General features: G+C 54.0%; 23 protein-coding genes and 1 pseudogene. 12 read left to right on the forward strand and 12 right to left on the reverse strand.

The genetic code is table 11. From position 1 onward, the window contains the following. Positions 1-6: 6 nt before the first annotated feature. Positions 7-1,782, forward strand: coding sequence for an ATP-binding protein (locus tag KTE_RS02915; protein ID WP_201378304.1), 1,776 nt, complete (start codon positions 7-9; stop codon positions 1,780-1,782). A gap of 50 nt (positions 1,783-1,832) precedes the next feature. Here KTE_RS02915 and KTE_RS02920 read toward each other — a convergent pair whose 3' ends face one another. Next, a complete protein-coding gene (locus KTE_RS02920; protein ID WP_201378306.1) occupies positions 1,833-4,226 on the reverse strand; it encodes a glycoside hydrolase family 65 protein in 2,394 nt (797 codons plus the stop codon). A gap of 452 nt (positions 4,227-4,678) precedes the next feature. On the opposite strand from KTE_RS02920, the gene KTE_RS02925 reads away from it, so the two are divergent. Next, positions 4,679-5,182 (forward strand): DUF302 domain-containing protein, encoded by a 504-nt coding sequence (locus tag KTE_RS02925; RefSeq protein WP_201378308.1) that lies wholly within the window; start codon positions 4,679-4,681, stop codon positions 5,180-5,182. A 28-nt stretch (positions 5,183-5,210) separates the two neighbouring features. Here KTE_RS02925 and KTE_RS02930 read toward each other — a convergent pair whose 3' ends face one another. The 5 genes from KTE_RS02930 to KTE_RS02940 form a co-directional block, all read right to left on the reverse strand. Further along, positions 5,211-5,549 carry a hypothetical protein gene (locus KTE_RS02930; RefSeq protein ID WP_201378310.1) on the reverse strand — a complete coding sequence of 113 codons (339 nt, stop codon included), beginning with the start codon at positions 5,547-5,549 and terminating at the stop codon, positions 5,211-5,213. Between the two features lie 462 nt (positions 5,550-6,011). Further along, entirely contained in the window at positions 6,012-6,380 is a 369-nt protein-coding gene (locus tag KTE_RS47305) for a transposase (RefSeq protein WP_236600256.1), read from the reverse strand. 138 nt (positions 6,381-6,518) lie between these two features. Beyond that, complete coding sequence (locus KTE_RS47310; RefSeq protein ID WP_236600257.1) at positions 6,519-6,698, reverse strand: winged helix-turn-helix domain-containing protein; 180 nt, start codon at positions 6,696-6,698, stop codon at positions 6,519-6,521. An 89-nt stretch (positions 6,699-6,787) separates the two neighbouring features. After that, a complete protein-coding gene (locus KTE_RS47315; RefSeq protein WP_236600258.1) occupies positions 6,788-7,027 on the reverse strand; it encodes a helix-turn-helix domain-containing protein in 240 nt (79 codons plus the stop codon). A 52-nt stretch (positions 7,028-7,079) separates the two neighbouring features. Beyond that, positions 7,080-8,882, reverse strand: coding sequence for an ATP-binding protein (locus tag KTE_RS02940; RefSeq protein WP_201378321.1), 1,803 nt, complete (start codon positions 8,880-8,882; stop codon positions 7,080-7,082). Between the two features lie 260 nt (positions 8,883-9,142). Between KTE_RS02940 and KTE_RS02945 the strand changes: the two genes are divergently transcribed. The 6 genes from KTE_RS02945 to KTE_RS02970 all read left to right on the forward strand — a co-directional run bounded on the left by KTE_RS02945 (position 9,143) and on the right by KTE_RS02970 (position 13,780). Then, positions 9,143-9,448 (forward strand): helix-turn-helix domain-containing protein, encoded by a 306-nt coding sequence (locus KTE_RS02945; protein ID WP_201378323.1) that lies wholly within the window; start codon positions 9,143-9,145, stop codon positions 9,446-9,448. An 81-nt stretch (positions 9,449-9,529) separates the two neighbouring features. Next, a complete protein-coding gene (locus KTE_RS02950) occupies positions 9,530-10,426 on the forward strand; it encodes a DNA adenine methylase (RefSeq protein ID WP_201378325.1) in 897 nt (298 codons plus the stop codon). 79 nt (positions 10,427-10,505) lie between these two features. After that, complete coding sequence (locus tag KTE_RS02955) at positions 10,506-11,318, forward strand: 3'-5' exonuclease (RefSeq protein ID WP_201378327.1); 813 nt, start codon at positions 10,506-10,508, stop codon at positions 11,316-11,318. A 93-nt stretch (positions 11,319-11,411) separates the two neighbouring features. Beyond that, positions 11,412-12,074 (forward strand): tyrosine-type recombinase/integrase, encoded by a 663-nt coding sequence (locus KTE_RS02960; RefSeq protein ID WP_201378332.1) that lies wholly within the window; start codon positions 11,412-11,414, stop codon positions 12,072-12,074. Positions 12,075-12,314: 240 nt separating this feature from the next. Further along, complete coding sequence (locus KTE_RS02965) at positions 12,315-12,533, forward strand: helix-turn-helix domain-containing protein (protein ID WP_201378333.1); 219 nt, start codon at positions 12,315-12,317, stop codon at positions 12,531-12,533. 68 nt (positions 12,534-12,601) lie between these two features. After that, entirely contained in the window at positions 12,602-13,780 is a 1,179-nt protein-coding gene (locus KTE_RS02970) for a tyrosine-type recombinase/integrase (RefSeq protein WP_201378341.1), read from the forward strand. 99 nt (positions 13,781-13,879) lie between these two features. On the opposite strand, the gene KTE_RS02975 is transcribed toward KTE_RS02970, so the two are convergent. Together KTE_RS02975 and KTE_RS49425 are read right to left on the reverse strand one after the other, a co-directional pair. Then, positions 13,880-16,117: a PAS domain S-box protein gene (locus tag KTE_RS02975; RefSeq protein WP_201378343.1), complete on the reverse strand. Its 2,238-nt coding sequence runs from the start codon at positions 16,115-16,117 to the stop codon at positions 13,880-13,882. Positions 16,118-16,655: 538 nt separating this feature from the next. Next, a pseudogene (locus KTE_RS49425) lies at positions 16,656-17,834 on the reverse strand (RNA-guided endonuclease TnpB family protein). 442 nt (positions 17,835-18,276) lie between these two features. Between KTE_RS49425 and KTE_RS02985 the strand changes: the two are divergent. Further along, complete coding sequence (locus KTE_RS02985; protein ID WP_201378344.1) at positions 18,277-18,894, forward strand: helix-hairpin-helix domain-containing protein; 618 nt, start codon at positions 18,277-18,279, stop codon at positions 18,892-18,894. A gap of 132 nt (positions 18,895-19,026) precedes the next feature. Here the strand turns inward: KTE_RS02985 and KTE_RS02990 are convergent, their stop codons facing one another. Genes KTE_RS02990 through KTE_RS03000 form a run of 3 tightly spaced genes read right to left on the reverse strand, consistent with a single transcriptional unit; the run spans position 19,027 to position 21,118 of the window. Further along, complete coding sequence (locus KTE_RS02990; protein WP_201378345.1) at positions 19,027-19,809, reverse strand: HAD family hydrolase; 783 nt, start codon at positions 19,807-19,809, stop codon at positions 19,027-19,029. A gap of 39 nt (positions 19,810-19,848) precedes the next feature. After that, positions 19,849-20,691, reverse strand: a complete 843-nt coding sequence (locus KTE_RS02995; protein WP_201378346.1) for an aminotransferase class IV — start codon at positions 20,689-20,691, stop codon at positions 19,849-19,851. A 16-nt stretch (positions 20,692-20,707) separates the two neighbouring features. Beyond that, positions 20,708-21,118: an EVE domain-containing protein gene (locus tag KTE_RS03000; RefSeq protein ID WP_201378347.1), complete on the reverse strand. Its 411-nt coding sequence runs from the start codon at positions 21,116-21,118 to the stop codon at positions 20,708-20,710. A gap of 274 nt (positions 21,119-21,392) precedes the next feature. On the opposite strand from KTE_RS03000, the gene KTE_RS03005 reads away from it, so the two are divergent. Next, entirely contained in the window at positions 21,393-22,175 is a 783-nt protein-coding gene (locus KTE_RS03005) for an alpha/beta fold hydrolase (RefSeq protein ID WP_201378348.1), read from the forward strand. A 38-nt stretch (positions 22,176-22,213) separates the two neighbouring features. Here KTE_RS03005 and fabF read toward each other — a convergent pair whose 3' ends face one another. Then, a complete protein-coding gene (gene fabF / locus KTE_RS03010; RefSeq protein ID WP_201378351.1) occupies positions 22,214-23,449 on the reverse strand; it encodes a beta-ketoacyl-ACP synthase II in 1,236 nt (411 codons plus the stop codon). Positions 23,450-23,650: 201 nt separating this feature from the next. Here fabF and KTE_RS03015 point away from each other — a divergent pair, with 201 nt between their 5' ends. Both KTE_RS03015 and KTE_RS03020 read left to right on the forward strand, forming a co-directional pair. Further along, positions 23,651-24,226, forward strand: coding sequence for a TetR/AcrR family transcriptional regulator (locus tag KTE_RS03015; RefSeq protein ID WP_201378353.1), 576 nt, complete (start codon positions 23,651-23,653; stop codon positions 24,224-24,226). Positions 24,227-24,296: 70 nt separating this feature from the next. Continuing rightward, complete coding sequence (locus KTE_RS03020) at positions 24,297-24,731, forward strand: OsmC family peroxiredoxin (RefSeq protein ID WP_201378355.1); 435 nt, start codon at positions 24,297-24,299, stop codon at positions 24,729-24,731. Positions 24,732-24,750: the final 19 nt, after the last annotated feature.

Raw genomic sequence — 24,750 nt, forward strand, 5'->3', positions numbered from 1 at the left:
GACGAGATGGGTCAGAACGCGCCGCAACCAGTACCATCAGCGTTTCAAAAATCGATGTCGTTATGGCACCTCGAAACGTATTTTGCCTCTCTTCCCGATGCCATCATGGTGTGGGACCGGGCAGGCAAGCTCCTCTTCCTGAATGCTGCGGCGCTGACGCTCTTTGATGCCCAGCCTTCAGCTCCCTGGTTGGGCACCTCCGCTCAGCAGTTCCTCCAGCGCTATGCGTGGTACGACGAACAGCAACGACCGTTCTCTTTTCCCCCGTGGTTGCTGTACCTGACCACTCTCAAGGAAGAAACCGCGTCCTTTCCCTACGAGCAGATCCTTGTCCTTGCTCATCCTTCCCAGCACCAGGTGTGCCTCGAACTGCGCTGTTCACTGGTGTTTGACGGACAGCAACAGCCAACAGGCGTGCTAGCGTCCTTTCATGTGGTGGCTTCCCGCTATCAAAAGGCCCTTCACATCCAGCGGGTCTACGAAGCGTTGATGACCTTGAACGAAGCCATCGCGCGGATTCCTGAGCAATTCCAGGGAGCGCCCTCTGAGGAAAACCTTCTCCTCTCTCCTCCAGTACTCTTTGTCGGCCAACAGCTCGTGGACTTCATTCGTCAGATCCTGGCGTGCTGGTGCGTGAGTATAATGGCCTTTCGCCCTCCATCCCCTCATGTGGGGTACGTGGTGGGCAGCGGCTTCACCGCCGAGCGAGAATACCTCTTACGTGCATTGAATGAACACTTTTACCCCACCGACTTTTTTGACGAAACCGTGCTCGCTCGCCTCCAGGCCAATCAGGAAGTGGTTCTCGCATCAGGTTGCTTCCGCATTCCGACCGGGTATCCTGAGGAGCTGGGGAACGCGAACCTCCTGGTGCTTCCCATAATATTCTGGAAGCAGAGGCTGGTTGGGGTGCTGGTGATCCACAAACACGAGTGGGAGGGTGGATATACCCAGGAGGAGATTGATCTCATCAGAACGGTCGCCGAGCACGTCCGGCTGTTCATTGAATGTTTGGGCTCCTTGCAAACGTACTTGGGGAAACAGGCCAGGGAATTGGTCATGCCCGAAGTGAATCGGCTGCTCAACGACTTCCTGCGGCTTGCCAGCCATGAACTGCGCACCCCGCTGACAGGGATCAAGGGCAATCTGCAGTTAGCACAGCGCCGCTTAGAGCGATTACAGAGCGAGCTCGCCCAACAGGCTGAGCGCACGAGTGTGCAGCTTGAACGGACCCGGCAGTCGCTGGAATCTGCCGAGCAGAGCGTCCGGCTGCAAGAGCGCATGGTGCAGGATATGATCGATGACGCGCGTATCCAGGCTGGTCAGCTAGATCTTACGCTTGCGCCCTGTGATCTGCTCGTGCTGGTCAAACAGACGGTGGCAAAGCAGCAGGAGTCTATACCCGAACGAGCGATCAAGCTCGAAATCCTGACTCCCGAACTCACCATCCCTGTCTTGGCCGATGCTGGGCGAATCACCCAGGTGCTCACCATCTACCTGACCACGTCCCTCGCCTCTTCCCCAGTGGAGCAGCCCGTGACCCTTCAAGTGCAAGAAGAGGAGCAGATGGCCCGCGTCTCGGTCCATGACGAAGGACCAGGCATCCCACTTGAAGAGCAGGTTCGCCTCTGGGATCGCTTCTATCGGGGAAAAGGCAGCTCCGTTCAGCAGGAACTGGATTTGAGTGGGGGGTTACGCTTCTACCTGTGCCGGACACTCCTCGAACATCATCACGGCACCGTTGGGGTTGAAAGCACCCCTGGGCAGGGAACGACATTCTGATTGACCTTACCCATGATCAAACCGGCGAGTGCGTCAACAGCATGACACCCCTACCTGTTATGATGGAATAGCTCCACTGGTCCGTCGGAGAGGGGGCGGGCAGCACGTTTCAGAGGGACACGCCCAGGTGGCTGATCCGGTCGTGGGCCTGCCTGGATCTGCGATGTGGGCCGGATGACGGCTTCCTGGGTGGAAAGCGTGATAGTCTCGTCCTCATGCCAGACCGCCAGCGGCGAGCCTTTCAGAAGCACATACCGTACCTCTGTCGGCGTGATTTCCACCCCGATACAGCGGTTGCGGAACACCACGCGGAACGTGAGCCGGGTGATCCTCTCTGGTAGCTTGGGAGTAAACGCGAGTGAACTGCCGCGCAGACGCAGTCCTCCGAAGCCAGCGACCAGGGCCGTCCAGATTCCCACCAACGACGCGAGATGCAGGCCGTCGCGCGTGTTCTGCGCCAGATCATACAGATCCAGAAACGCCACCTCGGCGAAATAGTCATACGCGAGCTGAAGCTGCCCCACCTCAGCCGCAATGATGGCCTGCGTCGCTGCTGAGAGCGAGGAGTCGCGGACGGTCAGCGGCTCATAGTAGGCGAAGTTGCGCGCCTTCTGCTCTGGCGAAAAGGCATCGCCCCGCAGGTGCATGGCCAGAACCAGATCAGCCTGTTTGACCACCTGCTTGCGATAGAGATCAAAATACGGAACGTGCAGGAACAAGGGGTACTGATCTGGTGTGGTGCCCGCAAAGTTCCACCGTTCATAGGAGGTAAAGGCGTCATCCTGGGGGGTGACGTTGAGGTCCTGGTCATAGGGGATGAACATCTTCTCGGCTGCCTCGTTCCAACTAGCTATCTCGTCCGTGTCTACGCCGAGGGAGCAGGCCACCTGCGGATGACGCCTGGAAGCCTCTGCCGCTGCGCGCAAGTTCTGCTGAGCCAGCAGATTGGTATAGACATTGTTGTTGGCCAGGGCGCTATACTCGTCGGGTCCGGTGACACCATTGATGCGGAACTGCCCATGAGTATCAAGGAAACCGAGCGAGCGCCACAACCGTGCAGTCTCGACAAGCAATTCCAGCCCCACCTCCTGCTCAAATATGTGATCATCGGTGCATGCGATGTAAAAGGTCACCGCATACGCGATATCCGCGTTGATATGAAACGCAGCCGTACCAGCCGGCCAGTAGCCCGAACACTCCTCACCATGAATGGTTCGCCAGGGAAAGGCAGCTCCGCGCAGTCCAAGTTGGCGAGCCCGTTCCCTGGCCAGCGGGAGGGTCGAGTGACGCCAGCGCAGGGCTTCGGCGGCAGCGTGAGGGAAGATCAGGGTCAGCACGGGCAGAACAAAGATCTCGGTGTCCCAAAAGGTGTGCCCATCATAGCCGGGTCCGGTCAATCCCTTGGCCGGGATCGGGTGCTGCTCTCCTCGGCGGCATGCCTGGAGCGCATGGAACTGCGCGAAGCGTACTGCCTGTTGCAGCTGTGCATCCCCTTCCATCTCGATCCCTGCATGCTTCCAGAACGCCTGCAAAAAGTCACGCTGCTCCGCGAGCAGGCCCTCCCAGCCCGTGGACCGGGCAGCAGTGAGCGCAGCGATGAGCTGGTCGTGGATCGCTGATCGCGAGCGCTGGCTCGACCAGCCATAGGCCAGAAACTTGATGATTCGCAGTCGCTCGCCAGGTTGCAACCAGGCACTGAAGGAGACGCGTGCGATGTCCGGAGTGCTCTCTGCTTCCATCGTCATCCCCTCCGGCCCCTCGACCAGATGATCCATTGCCGCGCCGATGCGCAGGTGGCTGGCCTGGGTGTGATGAATCAAGAGTCCACGCATGTTCTGAACTTCGTGCTCCTCGCTTTCGAGGGGGAGCAGGGAAGCCGCGCTTGCTCGCGGATCTTTGCCGACATCGGGTAGCGCCTCATTTGCCACGAGCTCCGATTGCACCACGATGCGCACAGGAGCGTCAAGTGGCTCCACCTCATAGCTGATCGCCGCGATCGCCCGTTGGGTAAAGGAAACCAGGCGGATCGACGATACCTTGATCGTGCGGCCGGTCGGCGAGCTCCACATGGCGGTCCGGCGTAAGACTCCTGCGCGCAGGTCGAGTTCCCGCTCATGACGTTGCAACTGGCCATATCGGATATCAAACGGGGCACCATCGACCAGCAGGCGGATGATTTTGCCATTGGTCACGTTGACGATCGTTTGCCCCGATTCAGGATACCCATAGCCTCCCTCTGGATACGGCAGGGGCCGGAGCTCATAGAAGGAATTGAGATAGGTGCCGGGAAGGCCACACGGCTCTCCTTCATCCAGGTTGCCACGCAGCCCGATGTGTCCGTTGGAAAGGGCAAATATCGATTCGGTCTGTGCCAGCACGTCAAGGTTGAGTTCCCTCTCGCGAATGGTCCACGCTTCGACGGCGAAAGCCGGTTGTGTGATCATCGGTCGTTTCTCCCTTTGACTCCAGGAAGGGACGAATTGAGGGGAGAGTCATATGCGAGGGCTTCTTCCCCATGAAAGCGAAAGACTTTTGGCGCCAGAAACACTCCGCCCAGAACTCTGACAGCGTGTCAGATCCATCACAACCCTCATGTCAATGCTCCTTCATACTATACTATTTCTGATCCACCTCCGTGGATGAGAGAGGCTCCTTCATAGTATGAACCCAGGAACAAAGATCAACCAAAACAGGAACAAAGATCAACCAAAAACGGAGAGCCAGATTATGGGTCAATGTAGCGCTGTGTTTCATCTCAACGCTACATTAAGGATGTATTCGCATAATCTAGAAAGATGATTGATGAGAGATGTTGAGAGAGAAGCAATCATGTTTCCCCTTTTCAGCACGACCCGATCTCTCCCATCTTCCTCTTTTAAAAGAAAGGGCCAAAAGCATGTCTCCTTCAGAACAGCAAGTCCTTGTTGACCACGTGGTCGTCGAGACCACACAAGCATTCGATCATGTCATTGAAGCATTTGAGGAGCAAATCGGGCGCAAGGGATATGAAGCGTATCAGAACGTCGTCACCTCCAGTCGCACACCAGAAGAGTTCACACAAGGCATCGAGCAGCTTTTGGGATCAAGCGGCTTCATGGAGTTTTTTGCCATTGATCACGGGGCGTGGTTCTCTCACCTTCTCCATCCTCTCAAGGCAAAACTCTATGTTATTGGCAATCCACTAATTGCGCAGCACATTTTGAAGTACTCGGCTGAGGCAGGACTCTATGTTCCGATTCGGGTGCAGGTGTATGAAAATACCCGGGGAAACACCTGTCTCAGTTATGATCGGCCATCCTCTTTGCTGCACGTAGGCGCGGTGACGGAGGAAGAGTTTGTGCAGACCGCAGCGGACCTGGATCAAAAAGTTGCGCACCTCGTCCAGAAAGCTGCCTCTTAGATCGGGTAGCCGTGAGGCTGTCCGATTACTACAAAGTGTTCAGAAACTCTTCTGTGACGACATTCATCATTTCCTCCCTGTTGCACGTAAGAATCGTGGTTCCACCGACGTTTTTCCCAAAGGCTTTTCCTTGCCATTCGAGATAAGTTTTCATGCCATTGGTGGTTTCGTATGTGAACTCTATGGTTTCATACATGCCGCCGGACGTAGCTGCGAAGAAAGCCGCGATGGCTTCGACGCCGACACATGGGCCGTTGAGTACCGAAGCGTCAAGAGTTGGATTCGGAGCAAAAGCCTTGCCGAATTCGGCGGTGCCATTTTTTCTGACGATTGAAATCCAGTCTTGTCCTGGTGCGTACTGAGTCATGATGGAATACCGCATCAATTACCAGTTGCTTCGTATCGGCAAAAGTGCCAGCAGCTGCGTAAATATCGATCATTGGCATAGAGTTACCCTCTCTGTCATAATGAGTATTTGACGTGTAGACGAACAGGATCCTTCTGAACAGGTCAAAGCCGTTCCATCGAAAAGGACAAACATGCAGTATGATGACCCAGGTGGACTCACCCGCTCGGCTTGGAAGGCTTTTTTGGCTCTTTAATCACGACCTCACAGCGGGGTGCGGGCTCAGGGTGAAATCCAAGTGCTCACCCAGGCGATTTTCCACATCTACAATGTGTCTGCTGCAAAAGAGCGTTCCTTGCATCCTCTCGTCCTTGCGCAGTCCGAGAGCTGCGATTGGGCGCTGATAGGCTACTGGCCGCCGCCCTGCGTCACGGTGGAGGAGGCTTCTGCTTTGTAGTATACTATTGATCTGAGCATAAGAACCTAAAGAGCGTAGCCGGCATGAACAAAACAGTGACGCAGAGCCTGCTTGCGATGCCTGAGCCTTGCACGGGCAAGCAGCAGTTCCTGCTCAAGCTCAGCCAGATCCTTGCAACAGCGATTCTTGAGCTCACGGCGTTTGAGCAGATTCCAGACCCCTTCCTGAGGATTGAACTCGGGTGCATAGGCAGGCAAACGCTCCAGGTGAATGCGTGCAGCAGCGCCTTGCGCCAGGAAATCTTTGACGGCCTGGCAGCGATGGATGGTGGAACCGTCCCAAATGACGAGCAACTTGCCTGGGATCTCGCGCAAAAGCAGTCGCAGAAAACACACCACATCTGGTCCCTTGTAAGAGCGTTGTTGGGTCTGCATGCGCGAGGCGCCCCTCAGGAGTCAGCGCCCCAATAGCCGAGATGTGGTCATACGTCAGTGGCACGCGCAGGACCGGCGTTTGGCCCACAGGAGCATAGGTGCACACCGCCATCGGCAACAAATAAAAGCCCGACTCGTCTACAAAAACGATCTGTCGCTGTTCCTGCTCGGCTTTTTTTTGAGGGCAGGCCAGCACTCTTCTTTCCATGCCTTGATGGCCTCTTCATTCCTTTGGGTGGCCAGTTCGACCGGTTTTTGCACACTGTACGCGGGATGCGCGAAGGAGGCGACTACAATGGGCTGGATGATAGCTGACACCAAATTGCTGCTTGATCAACACTGCCACCCGAGCTGTGGTCCAGACCTCGCCGCGAAATCCATAGTGTTCGGATCCTTTGGCCAGCAGGTCAGGCAACTGGACGCGTTGTTCCTGGCATCAGTTTGGGTTGGGGACCTGGAGGCGGTTGGTGGCGCAGCCCATCAGGACCATCTTTCTTCGCTCGACGCATCCATTGACTCACCGCGCCTTCAGTGACTCCCAAGGCCTCGGCGATGTCTTTCTGTTTCCAGCCTTGCTGATAGAGTTGCCAGGCACGCAGTCGTCGGCCTTCGCGCCAATCTTTGGGAAAGGCTTCTTTCTTACTCATACCTCCGTTCATCGGCTCGCATCGTTCTTCACTTTAGATCCTCATGCTCAGGTCAATAAGCACTTGTGGAGATGGCTTTTGGTAAGATAAACCAGAAGGTTGCACCACGACCTGGCTCACTCTCTACCCCAGTATGCCCCTGATGGTGTTCTATAATCTCTCGGCAGAGATAGAAACTGAGTCCTAAACTCAGATCCAGTTCATGTTGAACTGCCGTCCCTTTCCCTCGATAAAAACGCTCCCAGATGCGGCTTTGCTCTTCAAGAGGAATACCTGGCCCCTCGTCTTGCACGGAGACACGTACAACATTCTCCATTTCTTGAATCTGGACGGTCACAGGCTTTTCTGCTGGGGGGGAGGTGAGGGCATTGGCAAGATAGATGGTCAAGACCTTGCTGATGCGTGACACATCGGCCAGCACTGGGATGGTGGATTTGAGGGTACGGTTGTCGATCATAATCACGTGTGTGGGCAATGCTTCCTGTTGTTGCCTCACGGTCGTCTTGATCACCGTAAGCAAGTCACAAGGCTGCAAAGTCAGATGAAGTTGATTCGTCTGGATTTGTGCATCATCAATCATATCCTGGATCATTCGCTCTTGTAACTGGGCACTCTGCTCCGCAGAAACCAGGGCGCGCTGGGCCCGTTCCAGATGTTCCTCCAGGTGCACGGACTGCTCAGCTAGCGTCTGCTTGAGTTGTATTAAGCGGCGCTGTGCTATCTGCAAGTTGCCTTTGATCCCAGTGAGGGGAGTACGCAGTTCATGGCTGGCTAGGGTCAGGAAATTGTTACTCAACTGACTGACTTCGGAGAGCACCACCTCCCTCACCTGCGCTTCCGCCTTTTTGTATAACGTTCCCAACCACTCGATGAGCAGCGAAGCCTGAGCTACGACTGTGTGCACGAGATCAACTTCTTCCTGTGTATATCCACAATCCCATCCCTGCTTGTGAATGATCAACACTCCCGCCAGTTGCTGCTCGAGAGTAAGAGGAACAGCGAGTATAGTTGTCGCCTCTATACCCAACATCGATCTCACCGAAAAAGGAATGCGATCGGAGCCAAAAATCACTTCTTGGTTCGCGTAAAGACCTGCCAACCCCGTGTCACCGACAACAGCGGGAAAATTCAGGTAGTTGCCAATTTCTCGGCGACGACGTTCTTGCTCTTCAGTAAACCCACTGCCCACAGCATAGGCCAGCTCTATGCTTGGAAGTCTTAAGGCAATCAAAGCCACACGCCAGCAAGCCAGAGTCGCGTGGATGACATCCACCAAGGGCTGACCTACGAGATGTGCGAGAGGAGAAAGGAGGAGATGTGCCTCAGAGAATGGCATCGCAAGCTGCTCAGGGAGGTGGGCGATCACTTCATTGAAGGCGACCACGGCTTCGTAGGTTCGTTGGAGGTGTAACGCTCTCTGGTAGCGAGGGGGCACCTCCTGAAAGACAGCGAGCACACCACCAAGCTGTCCCTGAGCATCCAGCACAGGTGCGCATTGCAGTTCAAGGAGCACCGTGCGACCAGATGGAAGACCAAGCCGCAGGGATTGTGTAGAGAATTGGGATATCGCGCTGTCTCGGTGAGTCGTCAGATCAAGTAACCAGGGAACAAATAAGAATGAGAGATGCTGTTCATCACTCCAGGCGTAACGCTGAAAAAACGCTTGAATCGACGATCCCACCACTGTATGAGGAACCGAGACCTCAAAGAGCGTACATGCGACGGGGTTGAGTGAGAGGATCTTCCCCGTCTGGTCCCAGATTATAGAGGCAACGGGAAGAGACGTCCACCAAGCATCCAGTTGCTGTGGAGATATCCAATTGCTGTGTAGTAATTGCGGGAAACGTTGATGCACCTTGTCTCTCCTTGTCTTTTCCTCTATTCCATCATAGACGCGAAAAAAAAGCTGATCCTGCTGGTTTGCCCGGAAGGGAACCGTGGAGAGCAAAGAGTTTTGCCACGATCTTTGTAGTGCCTCCTACCACTACTTCCTTTGCAATATCATCATTTTGTGTGATTCAGTCTTGGGGCGCGGTCTAGTAACACGCGCTCCTTCGGTGCCGATTCAGCATGATTCACTACTCTTGTGCGAATAGTCTAGAAGGAGAAACATCTATGCCACGCACCCTGGTTCCTGTTGTACCTGTTTCCTCTAGCGCCTCAGAGAAACCCCGACGAGGCCGCAAGAGGAAAGAGAGAGTTCCCGATGTCACTCCCATTCAACCACCGTTCGATCTTGCTCAGGAACGAGCGCTTACCATTGAGCAGACGGCACAATACCTGGGAGTTGGACGCCCCAAGGTGTATGACTACCTCCGCGACGGTCTTCCCTCAGTCAAGTTAAGCGATGGCGTACGGCGTGTGATGCTCTCGTCACTCATTGCCTGGCTCAAAGAACTGGAGACGCGTGGCGTCGTGTAGGTCCTTCCCTTTCTGGAAAGGCGAGGCCATTCTCAGCGTTGGCTGCGGATAGTCTCGTCAGTTAGATAAGGACGGTTGTTCATGTCACTACCCATCTACTCACCACTCCCCTGGATCGGGGGTAAGTTCCATCTGGCTCCCCATATTCTCGCCGCTTTTCCCCCACCAAAGAGCTATGATCGCTATGTCGAGCCCTTTGGCGGAGCTGCTCATACGCTTATCCAGAAACCGCCCTATCACCATGTGGAGGTCTATAACGACATCCACGGGGATCTGGTCAACTTCTGGCTCTGCATGAGAGATCACAACGAGGTGATGCAAGAACGGCTTGAGACGCTCCCCTATGCTCGGTCCCTGTACTACACCTACCATAAGAGTCTTCAGGACGGGATGCCTCTGGAGTCGACAGAACGCGCCGTACGCTGGTTCTACGTTATGCGCAGTAGTTTTACCGGGTGGGATCGTGGTTCCTCAGCACCTGGATGGAAAGGAGGAGTCAAAGACAAAGGGCGGTGTGACGCGCACGCCTTCCGCTCTGCGCTTGCCTTCTTCTCCCTGATACAACAACGTTTACAACATGTGCTGATTGATAACCGAGACTTTGCCCAGGTGATCAAGCAGCACCAGTCACCACAAACCCTGCTCTATGTCGATCCGCCGTATATCGAGGCAGAAGGCTACTACCGAGATGCGTTCACACTTGACGATCACAAGCGCCTGGCAGCCCTCTTGAACGCAACGCCCTCCTGTGTCACCTTGAGTTACTACCAACACCCCCTTCTTGCAGAACTCTACCCTGAGGAGCGCTGGCAGAAAGTGCTTCTGTCGTCTCGCAAACACTCACAGCGCACCAAGGATCATCGAGAGCAGTCACAAGAATTACTCTTGATGAACTATCGCCAGCAAACGCCTCTGTGGGCACTCCCTCTTGAAACGCCAGAGGCTCCCGTGCAGGCCGCCCTCGTGACGACCCGTTGATCCGTTCATAAACCGCATCTTCTCAATATCCATTGATTCTTCACTTACCTATGGTCTTCGACCAGAAAGGAACCTGTCTATGCCTAAAAGTCTCGATACAATTATGGCCTCACTAGGTGCACATGTTGCTGAGGAACGCGTGAAAGGTCCTGTGCGCAGTTTTCAGGACTTACAAGAGCGCGTGCAGCATCGAGCGCAGATGTACGAGGATGTACAATATATCGAGGAGCAAGTGCAAATGCTTCAGCGCATGCTGCATTCAATGCCATCGCTCCCACCGGAGCCAGAAGTCCTCTGGGCAAATGCAGTCCTTGCACTGCCGAACCTGACGCTGCTGGAGATCGATACGACGGGCCTCTCCGAGGACGCTGAAATTGTCCGTGTGACGCTGCTGGATCGTACTGGAACCATCATCGATGACATTCTGATCAAGCCGAAAGACCCCCTCACACCACGCTTGAGCGAGATCAACGGGATACGCAATGAGGACCTGGAGCATGCCCCTTCTATTCGCGAGGCCTGGTCTCGGATAGAGCAGTGTCTTCAGGGTCGCTATATTGTCAGCTTTGCCCAGAACTTTGACCGAGATAAGCTCAGTGAGGCGGCTCATCGTGACCAACTCCCCCGCATCAACTTCATCGGCGAGGATCTTCAGATGCACCTGGGTCATTTTCTGGGAAACAGTTATATCAAACTGGCGGACGCTTGTGCGCGTGTAGGGCACCCACTCCCTGAGCGTCCACACCAGACGGGAGTTGATCGAGCTAAGGGACAATTGCACGTCTTGCAAGCCATGGCAAATGCGGTCACCTCGTGTACCACGTCTCTTCCCAAGCCTGGTGTGGAAAATAGTGAAGATTTGTCCTTTGATCTTAATGACCACCCTTTCTAAGGGTACATGAAAGCTACCCACCATTGAAAAAAGAAGACAGAAGCCGCGAGTAGGATATTCGCGGCTTCTGTCTTGAGAAAGAAGGGAAAGACTATGACAACCCCTGAGAAGAAGGCTATCTCCTTGCAAAGGCCACAGGTGCGAGTGTTTACAGAAGACCAGATTCAGCTTTTACAGCTTGCCGCGGAAGGTAAGGGTATCGGTGTATTGTTCCGGTTTGCACTCAGTACAGGCCTACGAAAAGGAGAGTTACTCAGCCTACACTGGCAAGATCTGGATATGGGAACACGAGTTCTCTCTATTCATCGTAGTCTCTCGCTTTTCCCGAAAAGCAACTTCGTAGAAAAAGAGATCCAGGCTCTTCGCCAACGATCTATCAAACTCCCCTCCTTACTCTTGCAAGACATGGAACTCCACCAACAAGAGCAACAGGAGGCACGCCAGCTGGCCGGTGAGAAATGGGAAGGAAAAGACCTCATCTTTTCTGATGAGAGGGGGAACTATCTTTCGCCTTTTAGCCTTGACCGTCATTTTCAGAAGGCCTTGGAAGATGTCAATATTCCTCCTACCTCTTTTCATACTGTGCGCAATACGACGATCTCCCTGCTTCCTGTGTTAGGAGTAGAACCAGAAGTGGCCCAGGCAATGCTCGGGGTGAAGTGGCTACCCACAGTGACAATATCTCCCAGCATCCTGAATGGGTCGGAGAAGGCAGTACGAAAAATACTTGATTTTCTCGACAAAGGAGGCTATTAATCACAAGCAGAGAAAGAACGTGCTTCTAGGATGCTCAAAAAAGCCCTCACATAGCGTCTGATAGTACCTTAACTAGTTGCGTGTCAATTAGGGGATCTCTTGCTTCTCTCAGTGAGATTTAGCAGTATAGACCCCTTCACAATAGAAAGTTGGGCCATTATGGCTAAAAATCTAGATACCACCAGATTGCCATCAACCACTGGAAGTGTGCCTTTGAAACCCACGAGGAGGTTGCCAGTCATGCCGGGAACAACCAGGAAAGTACTACAGGAGCAGCCCTCACAGCCGTATTTGACGGCAAACCAGGTTGCGGTAAAACTTGGGTTCTCGCGGAGCCAAATCTATGCCATGGTCACGGAACGGTCCATCCCTCACTATAAGATAGGGGGCGCGATCAGGTTTAAACCTGAAGAGATCGATGAATGGCTCGTCCAGTCTCGCGTTCCTGTAGAGCAGTAGTAGTGTAAGAATACCCTCCCGCCTGTGAACTGTGGTCATGGGCGGGACACTTTGTATGGAGCATGATGATGGGAAGAAAACCACACTATGGCGAGGGCAGTGTTTTCGAGCGTAAAGATGGACGCTATGAAGCAGTTGTCCCTAATTTCGGTGGAACTGGAAAGCGCAAGAGCTTCTATGGGAAAACAAAGACAGAGGCCAGGAAGAAGCGGGACGAAGCTCTCAAGCAACTCGCACGTGGTGAGTATGTTGATGTAAGCAAGATGAAGACAGCTGAGTACCTTGACTACTGGGAAAGCGTACATGGTCCTACCATTGAGCTGGTCAGTTGGCAACGCTACAAATCGTATATTCGCCTGTACTTCAAACCAGCATTTGGTCATGTCCCTCTTCAGAAGTTGACAACCCAAGATATACAGCACATGTATGACGCGCTGGCGAAGGAAGGAATCAAAGCCAAAAAAGGACTCAAAGCTTCAACGCTTCAATCAATTCATATCCCTTTGAATGGGGCACTGGAGTATGCAGTACGACTGGGGAAGATCGCCAAAAACCCCTGCGATAACGTGAAATTGCCAAAAGTGAAGAAGCGTGAATATCCACTTTTAACTAAAGGGCAGGCACATTTGATTATAGAGCAAAGTGAGCATCGACTGGACGATAGGTTTGTGTTTCATAGTCAGAGGCAGATTGGAGCTATCGTTCTTTTGCTCATCACGACTGGTATTCGTATCGGTGAGGCTCTCTCGCTCCATTGGAGTGACATTGACTTTGACAAGAAGATTCTTCTCGTTGATACAACGCTCAGCTACGACACAGAAAACCATGTGCGCTTTGAAGCAGATCCAAAATCGCAGAGCAGCGAGCGAGAAATAGCGCTTTCTCAACTTGCCATCAAAGCCCTCTCCGCCCATCGTATCAACCAGATAGAAGCACGACTAGAGGCACCAGAATGGGAAGACCATGACCTGGTCTTCACAAATAAGAAGGGAGGACACACCTGGGATAGCCTGGTTCGTACCCAGCTAAAATCTTTCCTTGGGCACTTTAGACTACCTGATATCAAACCTCATGATCTCCGCCACAATGTTTCCACAGCGCTGATCGCAGCTGGAACCCCAATGAAAACCGTTCAAGCACTTCTTGGCCACACGAAGATTGCGACGACGATGGACCTCTACGGACACGTGAGCCCTGAAATGAAACAGAGCGCGGCCGACGACATCGACCAGATCTTTGGCGGCTAAAAGCAAACATAGAATAGTATGTTCCAAAGGGGTCAGCAGGGATTGAGGCCACTCGACGCTTTACACATCTGGAGTGGGACCAGCAGTCTGTATTCGCGCTCATTTGACTATGGGTAAGGTAAACCAGAAGGTAGAACCCTCCCCAGGCATGCTCTCTACACCCACCTCTCCGTGATGTTGGGTGATGAGTGTCTGACAGATATATAAACCCAGGCCCAACCCTTTCCCTGAACCACTCTGGACTGGTACTCCCTTGACCTGGTGAAAGCGTTGCCACAGTTCCTTTTGAGCCTCTTCGGTGAGACCTGGTCCGTGGTCTCGCACCCAAACACGAGCTACGCCCTCCCGGATGGTCAGTCCAATGTGGATCGGCTGATCTGCGCTCGAATAGCGGATCGCGTTGGTCAGATAGTTCGTCACCACCTGGCTGATCCGAGCCCGGTCGGCAAGCACCATGACCGTGGTGTGCTCCGGCAATTCGAGCAGGAGCGAGCGCGAAGGCGCCGTAACGCGCAGATCCTCGACGGTTTCGCGCACGATCGAGGCCAGATCACAGTGGTCCAATGATAGTTCCAGCGTATTGGCCGTGATTCGCGAGACATCCAGCAGATCATTGATCAAATGCGTTTGGACATCTACTTGTCGGGCACTGGCTGCCAGACGCTCCATAAGGTCATTGAAGAAGGCGCTCACCTCTGGAGTCAGGTGGTCGGTCTGGGTGTCCAGGCGTTTTACTCGCCGCTGCAGCAATTGGAACGTGCCTTTGAGCGCGGCCAGCGGGGTTTTCAACTCGTGGCTGGTCATGCTGAGCATGAGGTCTTTTTGCCGTTCGATCTCTTTGCGGGCAGTCAGATCTAAAACGAAAGCGATCACTAACGGAGAGGCGCCTTCCCGGCGGAAGAGCGTGCCTCCAATCAGAACGGGCACGCGTTTGCCATCTTTCGCCACATAGTCTTTTTCAAAGGGCTGCACACGACCGGTTGCGAGCAGTTCCTCTGCGGCCTGAACGGATTGCACCCGATCTTCTGGGGCCGTCATCGTTCCCCAGTTCATCCCCCCTGCTGCCAGGTCCTCGCGGGTATAGTCCAAAAGCGAGAGAAAGGCATCGTTGGCTTCATAAATGGTTCCCTCCGGGTCAGTCACGACGATCCCAATGATATTGGACTCCACGAGCCCACGAAACCGCGCCTCGCTCTCCCGCAAGGCTTCCTCCGCTTGCTTGCGCTCGGTGACATCGTGCAAATAAAAGGAGAGCCCATCCGGAGTCGGATAGAGGTAGATCTCCAACCAGCGCTGGAAACTCGGATGAAAGCCTTCTATGTGCGTCGCCTGCTGCGTCGCCATTGCTTCGCGATACGCGTGCTCGAATGGAGTGTTAAGAAGCTCAGGAAGCAGGTCCCAAAAGGATTGGCCTACCACCTCTTCCCGCTTTTTCCCCAGCATCTTTTCCAGCCCGCGATTCACATGGGTATAGCGCCATTGCGTATCGACGTGGGAAAAAGCATCCGTAATACTTTCGAGAATGATCGCGACCTGCTCCTCGGCCTGCTTCAGGTCCGTGATATCGATGACGACTCCGAGCATGTGCACCGGGTGACCTTGCGCGTCAGCGATGACGTGACCCCTATCTGAGAGCCAATGAATGCTCCCGTCAGGCCAGAGGATGCGGTACTCGGTCTGATAGTCCGTGTGCTCAGCCACCACACATGCCAGGAACTGGTCGACTGGCTCACGATCCTCAGGATACAACGTCGCCAGGAAGCCTTCATAGTTGATGGGAATATCTGGCGACAATCCCAAAAGCGCTTTCCCCTGATCCGTCCAATTGATCTGATTCGTGACCAGATCCCAATCCCACATGCCCACACCGGAAAATTTGAGGGCAAGTTGCACCTCTGCTTCACTCATCTGCCCAGCCAGTTCCTGTCTGGTGATATCGGTGCCACAGGCGAGGACCTCGCGAAGCTCCCCCTCAGGAGTGCGCACCGGAATAGCGCGCACGCAGACCAGGCGGTAGGCGCCACCACCTCTGCGGATGTGACACTCCATCTCCGCAGGACGCGCGGACGTGACCGCCTGGCGCACGGTTTCTTCGATCTGCGGCTGATCGGCAGGATGCAACGCATCCAGCCAGCCTCGCCCAAGGCACTTGCACTTCTGTTGTCCAGTAAAGGTTTGCCAACTCGGGCAGACCTCTTGCATCGAGCCATCGGGAGAAAGCCACCAAAAGACATCGGCGTTCTCTTGCGCGAGGGCCTGAAAACGATACGCAAATGCCTCGTGCCCCTGAGGTGGTTGATTCCTCTCTTCTTGCTGATGGGAATGAGACAAAGACATAGGATTGTTCTCCCTCCCCACGTGTCCTAGGATCACAGAAAACGCGTCTGTCCTCGCCCTGCACGCGCATGAGAGCACAGCTCACGGCGCGTTGGGCTGTGAGCGCTTTTCCACATGCAGCGGCCCTGTGAGATGGATATCTGTGGCAATTTCTCTCTTCCCCTACATTGTAGAATAGGCGGTCAAAGTCAAGCGCATCATTGCTTGTCAATCAAGCAGTGGAGCAAAGAAGTGCTGGCATCCCACGTTGTCTGGCGAGCAAGCAGGGCTTTTCGCACATCGTAGCATGGATAGCTGAAATACGACCCCCCTCTCTTTTCTGGAAGCGGGAGTGACGCGGATGGATCTCATCCGTGAGAGGCAGAGGCGAGAGATGCCAAAGACCCTGAGAATCCCACTTTACATGAGCAAAGAGAGCAAGTGGTCTGAAACCCTGGTCAGTATTTTCCTGACCCCTTTTTTATGGCAGAAAAAGAATAGAATAGCAGGGATTGACATCCTCCCCATGGCTAAAGCCAGGGGATTCCTAGAGTCGCCTCTAGGGTTTCCTGCTTCGCTGAGTCTTGCCTGAACGAGACAAAGCCCGTCCAGGTCTTACAGACTCTCCACAGGCGTTAAGGACCGTGAGCCCCACGGTCACAATGTTCTTTGCAGCGTTGATATCGCGGTCATGATGGACCCCACATTCAGGGCAGTCCCATTGACGGACATCAAGCGCTAAGGAGTCGAGGAGATGACCGCAATCGAAACAGCGCTTACTGGAAGGATACCATTTGTCAATCTTGACCACGTTTCGACCATACCAGTTGGCCTTGTATTCGAGTTGGGACACAAACTCGCTCCATCCCACATCGCTGATCGCTTTGCTGAGGGTTGGGTGCTTGACCATGTTCTTGACTGCCAACGACTCGACACACACCACTTGGTTCTCGCGTATGAGTCGGGTCGAAAGTTTGTGCAGGCGCGTCACGGCGGCGATCAGCGATACGGGCATGAATGCGTGCTACTTTGAGACGTGCCTTGTCTCGGTTTTTCGAGCCCTTTTTCTTCCTGGCATGACAACGTTGGGCTTTGCCCAGTTTCTTTTCATCCTTGTGGAAGAACCTGGGATTGCCCACCACTTCGCCTGTCGAGAGGACCACAAAGGACTTCAAGCCAAGGTCAGCACCAATCGCCTGCTCATTGGCAGGCACATGCTCAATCTCGTCTTCCACAAGGATGCTGATGCGCGTAGCGGGCAGCACAGTCTTTGGAGATGGTCACACTCGAAGGGGTTACATCTTTTGGCAGAGGGCGCGACCAGCGTATATCAAGGGGTTCGTTCATCTTGGCGAGTGTGATAGCTCCATTGTGCCAGGTAAAAGCGTTGGCGGTATAGGTGGCGGATTGCTTGTTGCGTTTTTTGTGGAAGGTGGGGTACTTGGCACGCCCTTCAAAGAAGTTGAGAAACGCTTTGTCCAGGTGACGAAGAGCTTGCTGCAAGGGCACGCTAGAAACGACATTCAACCAGTGTGTCTCTTCTTGCTTTTTCACGTCAGTCAACAGGAGACTCAACTCTTTGTAATAGAGTCGCTGATGGTCGTTGTAATAGGCATCGGTTTTCTTGCGCAATGCCCAGTTATAGACGCGCGCGACAGCACCCAAAGGTTTGAGCAAGGATCTGCTGTTGTTCTGGCGTGGGATACACGCGGTACTTGAAAGCGCGTTTCTGTTTCATAGGATACATTATAGCAGTTACGGTGTAAAAAGGCAACAATTTGCACTGCCCTATCCACCCCAAGAAAGGAGCGCGCCATTCATCCCCATGTTTGCGCAACAGGGGTCTTCTGGCGCGGTTAGATAAGGCAAGCATCTTTGCCTCTATCCAAAGCAAAAAACTTAGAACACATTGCCCAAAAATACCCCAAATTGACGCGCTTTTTAACAACACTGCTGTCAACACTGCTGTCAATTGCAACCGCTTGTAATGCCGTCTGGCTTGTAGAGCGAAGAGAAGGTCAAAAGACTTGAAACTGAGCTCGTTTCATGCTATAATTAGAACAAGATTTCAATGTGCATCGTACACTAACGGGTCATTACACACTTATTTACCACCACGTTTGCTTATTCTTTTTCTCTATCATAAATGTGCCCCTGCAGGGCCGGAGGTTAGTGTACACATGAGCATTTTTCAATTAACACAAACCATCCAGATCATGCCGTCGCTCCCTACCCGTTCAAGCAGGCGTCCTTCACAGCCTATGCTGCCCGGGCTGGAGCCGGAGATCGAAGTAAAGCCAAAAATTTCTAATCGCCAGATTGCGGAAGTTCTCTCAGGTATTGCGGACCTGATCGAAGCGCAAAATGGCAACCCTTATCGCGTCCAGGCTTATCGCAATGCCGCGCGAGGCGTTCTTGAGTTGTCCGAGCCCGTGGCCGATATTCTGGCACGCAACGAAGAGCCAACGATTCCCGGCGTGGGAGAACGGCTGCGTACACGCATCCGCGAGCTGGCCCAGAGCGGAACCATGACCTTCCAGAATGGGCTCTGCATGCCAGCGCTACCCGCAGGGGTACGGGCCTTAATGAATATCGAGCATGTCGGTCCTTACACGGCGATCCGTCTCTATGAGGAATTAAGCATCGACTCGCCCGAGAAGCTCTTCCGCGCCGCGCAGCAGCAACGCATTCGCCAGCTAGCAGGCTTTGGTGCGCGCAGTGAGGAGCGCCTGAAGGAGGCAGCCCTGCATCTACTAGGCAAGAAGACTTCTCATCAACCGCTCGGCGGCGCCGCCTGAGCTAGCTATACCTCGTCCCTGCTGTGCTCATGAATGAGAACAGGCAGATGGCTTGCGATGATATCTGCAAGCCATCTGCCTGTTCTTTTTACATTTCTAAATGTAAGATCAACAGTAGACGTTGTATGCCTGCTAGAGTACAGCTTCCAATTCGTCCAGCACAGAGATCTGTGAGGCAATCATTGGACGGTACGCCTCCTGACAGGCATCATCATAGCGATTGATCCACATACCACGCATGCCAGAGTGATAGGAGCCGGCGATATCCCTGGGCAGGCTATCGCCGACCATGACCGCCTGCTCAGGCGCAACGCCTAACTCCTGCAAGACATGAACAAATATCTCTGGCTCAGGCTTACCAATACCAACCTCTCCTGATACGGCAATTGTATCAAAATATTGCTCCAGGCCAGAGGCTCGGATCTTCTCTCGCTGTAGATCGGGCGTGCCATTCGTCAAAAGGGCCAGCGCATACCGCTGCTTTAGCGTGCTTAGCGCCGCTTCTACATCAGAGAAAACCCGATAACAGCTCCGGCGCTCCTCACGGAAACAGGCAGCCAACTCTTCGGCCAGCTCATCATTGATGATATCCTGCTCCGCCAGAGCGCGTTTCCATAGGAGTTGCTGGAAGATAGGCGCCCATTGGAAGAGCGCATGGAGATCCGAAGTCTCTCCCTCGAAGCGGCCCCACATCCCCTCTGAGGCGCTAATACCGATGGCATGGCAATAAGCGTAGGTGGGGGCCTCTGCCCAGAGTAGTTTTGCGTGTCTGTAAGCATCTATACGCAATCGCGTGCTATCAAGCGGAACACGTGCTTGTGCATAGAGACAGGCCTTACTCAGGGCGCACTGCGTGGCCTGACGATCCTCAATGAGGGTTTCATCTAGATCAAAGATAATAGCTTGAACTGACATATAGCTCCCAATAATATGTTAAGCAAGTTTGTTTCGACATCAAAAATTGCCGCGCTCGATCATAGCGATAAAGCGTTGCTCTAATTCATAGGTTCGCGCTCCCGCCTTGCCCTCCCCAATCGGGACATCGTCAATATGGGTTACGGGCGTGATCTCACGCGAGGAAGATGAGATAAAGGCCTCGTCGACCTCAGCAAGCTCACTGAGAAGGATGGGGCGCTCTTCAATAGGGAAACGTCCTTGCGCCAGTTCTACAATGACCTGGCGCGTAATTCCCATCAGGATCTCAGAGCGTGGCGTAATCAGCGTATCTCCACGGAAAACAAAGAAGTTGCTCCGCGTCCCCTCCAGCACATGGCCCGCGGCATTTACATACAAAGCATCGCTTGCTCCACGTCGCTGGGCCTCTTTCAGGGCGCGCATCGCCGCCAGATAGCTTGAGGTTTTGGCTTCGGGCATCTCACGCTCCATGCGCGTGGTAATGACCTTGATGCCACGCTCGAAGCGTCGCATATCTCGCTCGGGCAAGGGCGTGACCAGCACTGCCAGGACTGGTTTGCCACTGGGAAAGACACCATCCTCACTTGTGCCGCCGGTCACCAGCAGGCGCAGCGAGGCGTGTATGTAGCGGTTGCGCTCAATGGCTTCCCGCACCACGTTGGCAATTTCCTCAGCGGTATAGGAAATGTCTAGCTCGATAAGCTCTGCCGAGCGATAGAGCCGGCGCATATGCTCATCGAGATGAAAGGGGCGGCGGTTGTAGGTACGCAGGCTTTCAAAAACGCAGTAGCTCCGTAGGACTGCGACATCATTGATTGAAAGCGTGGCCTCGTGCGGATGCACCCAGCGTCCATCGACATACCAGAGGGCTTCGGTATCCATCGTTCGGAACTCCTTATCAGCGTACTTCTAGAATGTGTTTTGCCCGCAGCCATTCCACAAAATTTTCGGGAACACTCATGGTCGAAAGGCGGCTCTGCCGAATCAGACTCCAATCGTCAAACAGGTGAGTCTCTTTAATCTCGCGCAAGGTCACGGGTGTAGCGAAACGCCGCACAAACTCAACATCAACTACCCAGCTCTTGCTATCATGCTCATCAGGTCTCGGCTCTGAGACCACACGCGCCTCTCCGACAAGCGCCGCCCCTCCCATACTATGATAAATCAACATGGTATCGCCGGGCTTCATCATTTGAATAACGCGTACCGCCTGGGCATTGCGCACACCATCCCAGGTTGTACGCTGCTCCTGCTCCAACTGCTCAATAGCATAGGTCTCTGGATCGGTTTTCGCTAGAAAATACGCCATAACATAGCCTCTCCCATCAAAAATACGTCATAGGCATACACCATACAGCTCCACATGCTAAGCATCCGCCCGCAGTGCGGACACAACGGATATTCTTGCCTACTCAATCATTAAGACGAAGAAACAGAGCACATGTGAACAAACTAACCAAAGTTAGCCAAACGGATCAATACCCAAACACACGCTTCTACGACAATACCTGAAGCCAGGAACACAGTAGTCTTCTATACTAAGCATAGAAAGAATTTCGCGGAAGCAATTATGGGGGCAGTTTATGCCAAGGCTGATCAATATTGGCGAGCGCCGATTGGCAGTAAGCAATAAAGGGCGGGGACAACCAACAGTAGTGCTAGAAATGGGGCTAGGTGCCGCAGGTAGCGTCTTTAATGAGATTGCTGAACGCCTTGCGGCCCTGACTCACGTGGTCTGGTATGATCGAGCAGGCCTGGGCTACAGTGATCCGGCACCCACGCCACGAACGATACAAGATATCGCACGAGACCTGCATGCATTACTACTTCATGCCTCTATCCCAGGACCATATGTGCTGGTGGGACATTCTATGGGAGGCTTGACGGTACGCTTTTACCGGGAACACTATCCAGAAGAGGTCGCGGGTATGGTCCTCCTCGATGCCTCACACGAGGAACAACGCGAGCGCTTGCTGGCGGTACTGCCACCTGAGCAAGAGGATGAATTGAGCCACCTGGCACATCTACGTCACATACTCAGCACGCGCTGGAATGATCCAAACAAAAACGAGGAGAAATTCGACCACCGCGCCAATAGCGCACTTATGCGCCACTGCCACTCCCTCGATGACCTCCCACTCATGGTCATCAGTCGTGGGCGCTCCGACCGCGACCCGGCCAAGTTTCCACCTGGAGTCGTGGAAGAGATCGAACTGACATGGCTGCAAATGCAGAGAGAGCTTGCTCGCCTCTCCTCAAAGAGCCAGCATATGCGAGCGGAGAAGAGTGGGCACATGCTCAATCGCGATGTGCCCGATCTCGTTGTAGAGGCTATTCGCCAGGTTGTGTTGCAGATACGAGTATAGCCGATACAACTACCAGAGCTTCAGTCTACCATCACAACCTATTGATAACGCTGAAAAATCAGGGATGTATTATGCCCACCAAAGCCCATAGAATTAGAGAGCGCGACGTTGACCTCTCCGTGCCTGGCCTCGTTGGGGATATAATCCAGGTCACACTCGGGATCGGGATGCTCCAGATTGATGGTTGGCGGCATAATGCCATGCACGATACTGAGGATAGAGATGACGGCTTCAATGGCGCCAGCCGCGCCAAAGGTGTGCCCCAGCATGGATTTTGTCGAGCTTACCGCCAACTTGTAGGCATGCTCACCGAAACAGGTTTTGATGGCCTGCGTCTCAGTAGAGTCATTGAAACGCGTCGAGGTGCCATGCGCATTGATATAATCGACCTGTTCAGGACGCAGATCCGCGCTCTGCAAAGCACGCTGCATGGCACGTATTAATCCCTCTCCTCCCGGAGCGGGTTCAGTAATATGATAGGCATCCGCCGTTGAGCCATAGCCAACCAGTTCCGCGATGATGGGCGCACCACGCTCCAGGGCGAAGTCCAGGTCCTCCAGCACCAGCATGCCTGCACCCTCACCCATCACAAAGCCATCTCGTTCGGCGTCGAACGGGCGACTGGCCCGCTGAGGATCGTCGTTGCGGCGCGACAAGGCATGCATATTGGCGAAGGAGGCCATCCCGAGAGGAGTGACAGCTTTTTCGGAGCCACCCGCCAGCATGACTTTCGCCGTTCCGCGACGGATAGTCTCCCAGGCCTCTCCAAGCGCGTTACCACTGGTCGCGCAGGCGGAAACCGCGGCCCATACGGGTCCACGCGCCCCGGTCAGCAGCGAGACCATGGCGGGGGCCGCGTTGAGCATCATCATGGGGATCAGAAATGGACTGACGCGAGAGGGTCCCTTCTCGTGCAGGACAGCGAACTGTTCATGAAGGCTGATAAAGCCGCCCACACCACTACCAATACAGACGCCCGCATCAGGTGCGAGCTGATCAGTAATTGTTAAACCGGCCTGGGCAAGCGCCTGGCGAGATGCCGCGACCGCCAGGTGCGTGAAGGGATCATTGCGGCGGATCTCCTTACGCTCCATATACTGGCTGGCATCAAAGTCCCTCACCTCGCCTGCAAAGCGTACCAGGTACTCGCTGGCATCAAAGCTGCTAATAGGGCCAATACCCGAGCGCCCCTGACAGAGCGCCTCCCAGGTCTCTTCAAGCGTATGCCCCAGGGATGTCACCATCCCCATACCTGTCACTACAACACGCTTCATAGTATATTCCTCCACTGACTAGTTCTCATAAAATACTTCTCCACTGCCTAGTTACTATAGCAATAACACATTGTATGGCTCAGATATTCATTCTTTAGACACCATCGATTAGCGGCCTCGGAAGCATCATAACTGGACGCATTTGTTCTGTCAAACCTCTCCCTCTTGACATTCTACCTACTAGATGGTAGACTCAAGCTAATGAAGACACAGGTAAATACCGCACAACAAATTATCGAGATTTCGCTGACGCTCATGATCGAGCGCGGATACAACGCCTTCAGCTACGCCAACATTACGGATCGGCTAGAGATCCGGAAGGCTAGTATCCACTATCACTTTCCCAATAAAAGCGACCTTGGGCGCGCAGTCGTGGTTTATTATCGCGCGCTGGTGCAACAGAGTCTCAACCAGATTGAGCAGGCAAGCGACGATCCCAGGCGCCAACTCGCTATGTACATTGAGCAGGTACACAAGCAACTGAAGGAGGATAACTTCTTCTGTCTCTGTACGCTCTTTGCCGCTGAACTTCCGACCTTACCTGAGAATGTACGAGACGAGGTTCAGGGTTACTTCCGCGACCAGGTGACCTGGTTTTCTGCGCTGCTGACTGATGGGCGAACAAAGGGTATCTTTACTTTTGGAGGTGACCCCGAGATCGAGGCTCAGAGCGTCGTGGCCGCTATGCAGGGAGCGATGATTGCTGCTCGAACCTACCAGGATCCCGAGCGTTTCCGCGCCATCGCACTCCAGGTGTCTTCAGATTTGCAAAAGTAGACAAGGCACAAATTTTTTTGATATACATCTACCTTCTAGTAGGTAGTCAAGCTCACAGGAGGATTTGATCATGGCATTTCGCAGTGCAGATGTTGAATGGCAGGGCAGCGTCCAGAGTGGACATGGGCATATTAAGCTCGCGAGTGGTGCGTTTGAGGGCGATTATTCGTTGCGCACCCGTATGGATGCTGGAGCTGAGACCAACCCTGAAGAACTGCTGGCTTCGGCTCACGCGGGCTGCTTCACCATGGCGTTCTCCATGGCACTGGGCGCGGCGGGTCATGAGCCTACGCGCATTCATACCACAGCCCAGGTGCGCCTCTCCCAGCGCGGTGGCGAGTTTATCATCCCACGCATTGACCTCAAAACAGAGGCCGTCGTCCCTGGCATCGACGCCGCCACCTTCCAGGAGATCGCGACAAGGGCCGAGCGCTCCTGCCCCGTCTCCAAGGCGCTAGCTGGCACTGAGATTCACCTGGAGGCCACCCTCCTCGAAGCCTGGTGACAAGAGTGTAGCCATCATG

It is taken from the genome of Ktedonobacter sp. SOSP1-85 (assembly GCF_016587415.1).
GTDB lineage: Bacteria > Chloroflexota > Ktedonobacteria > Ktedonobacterales > Ktedonobacteraceae > Ktedonobacter.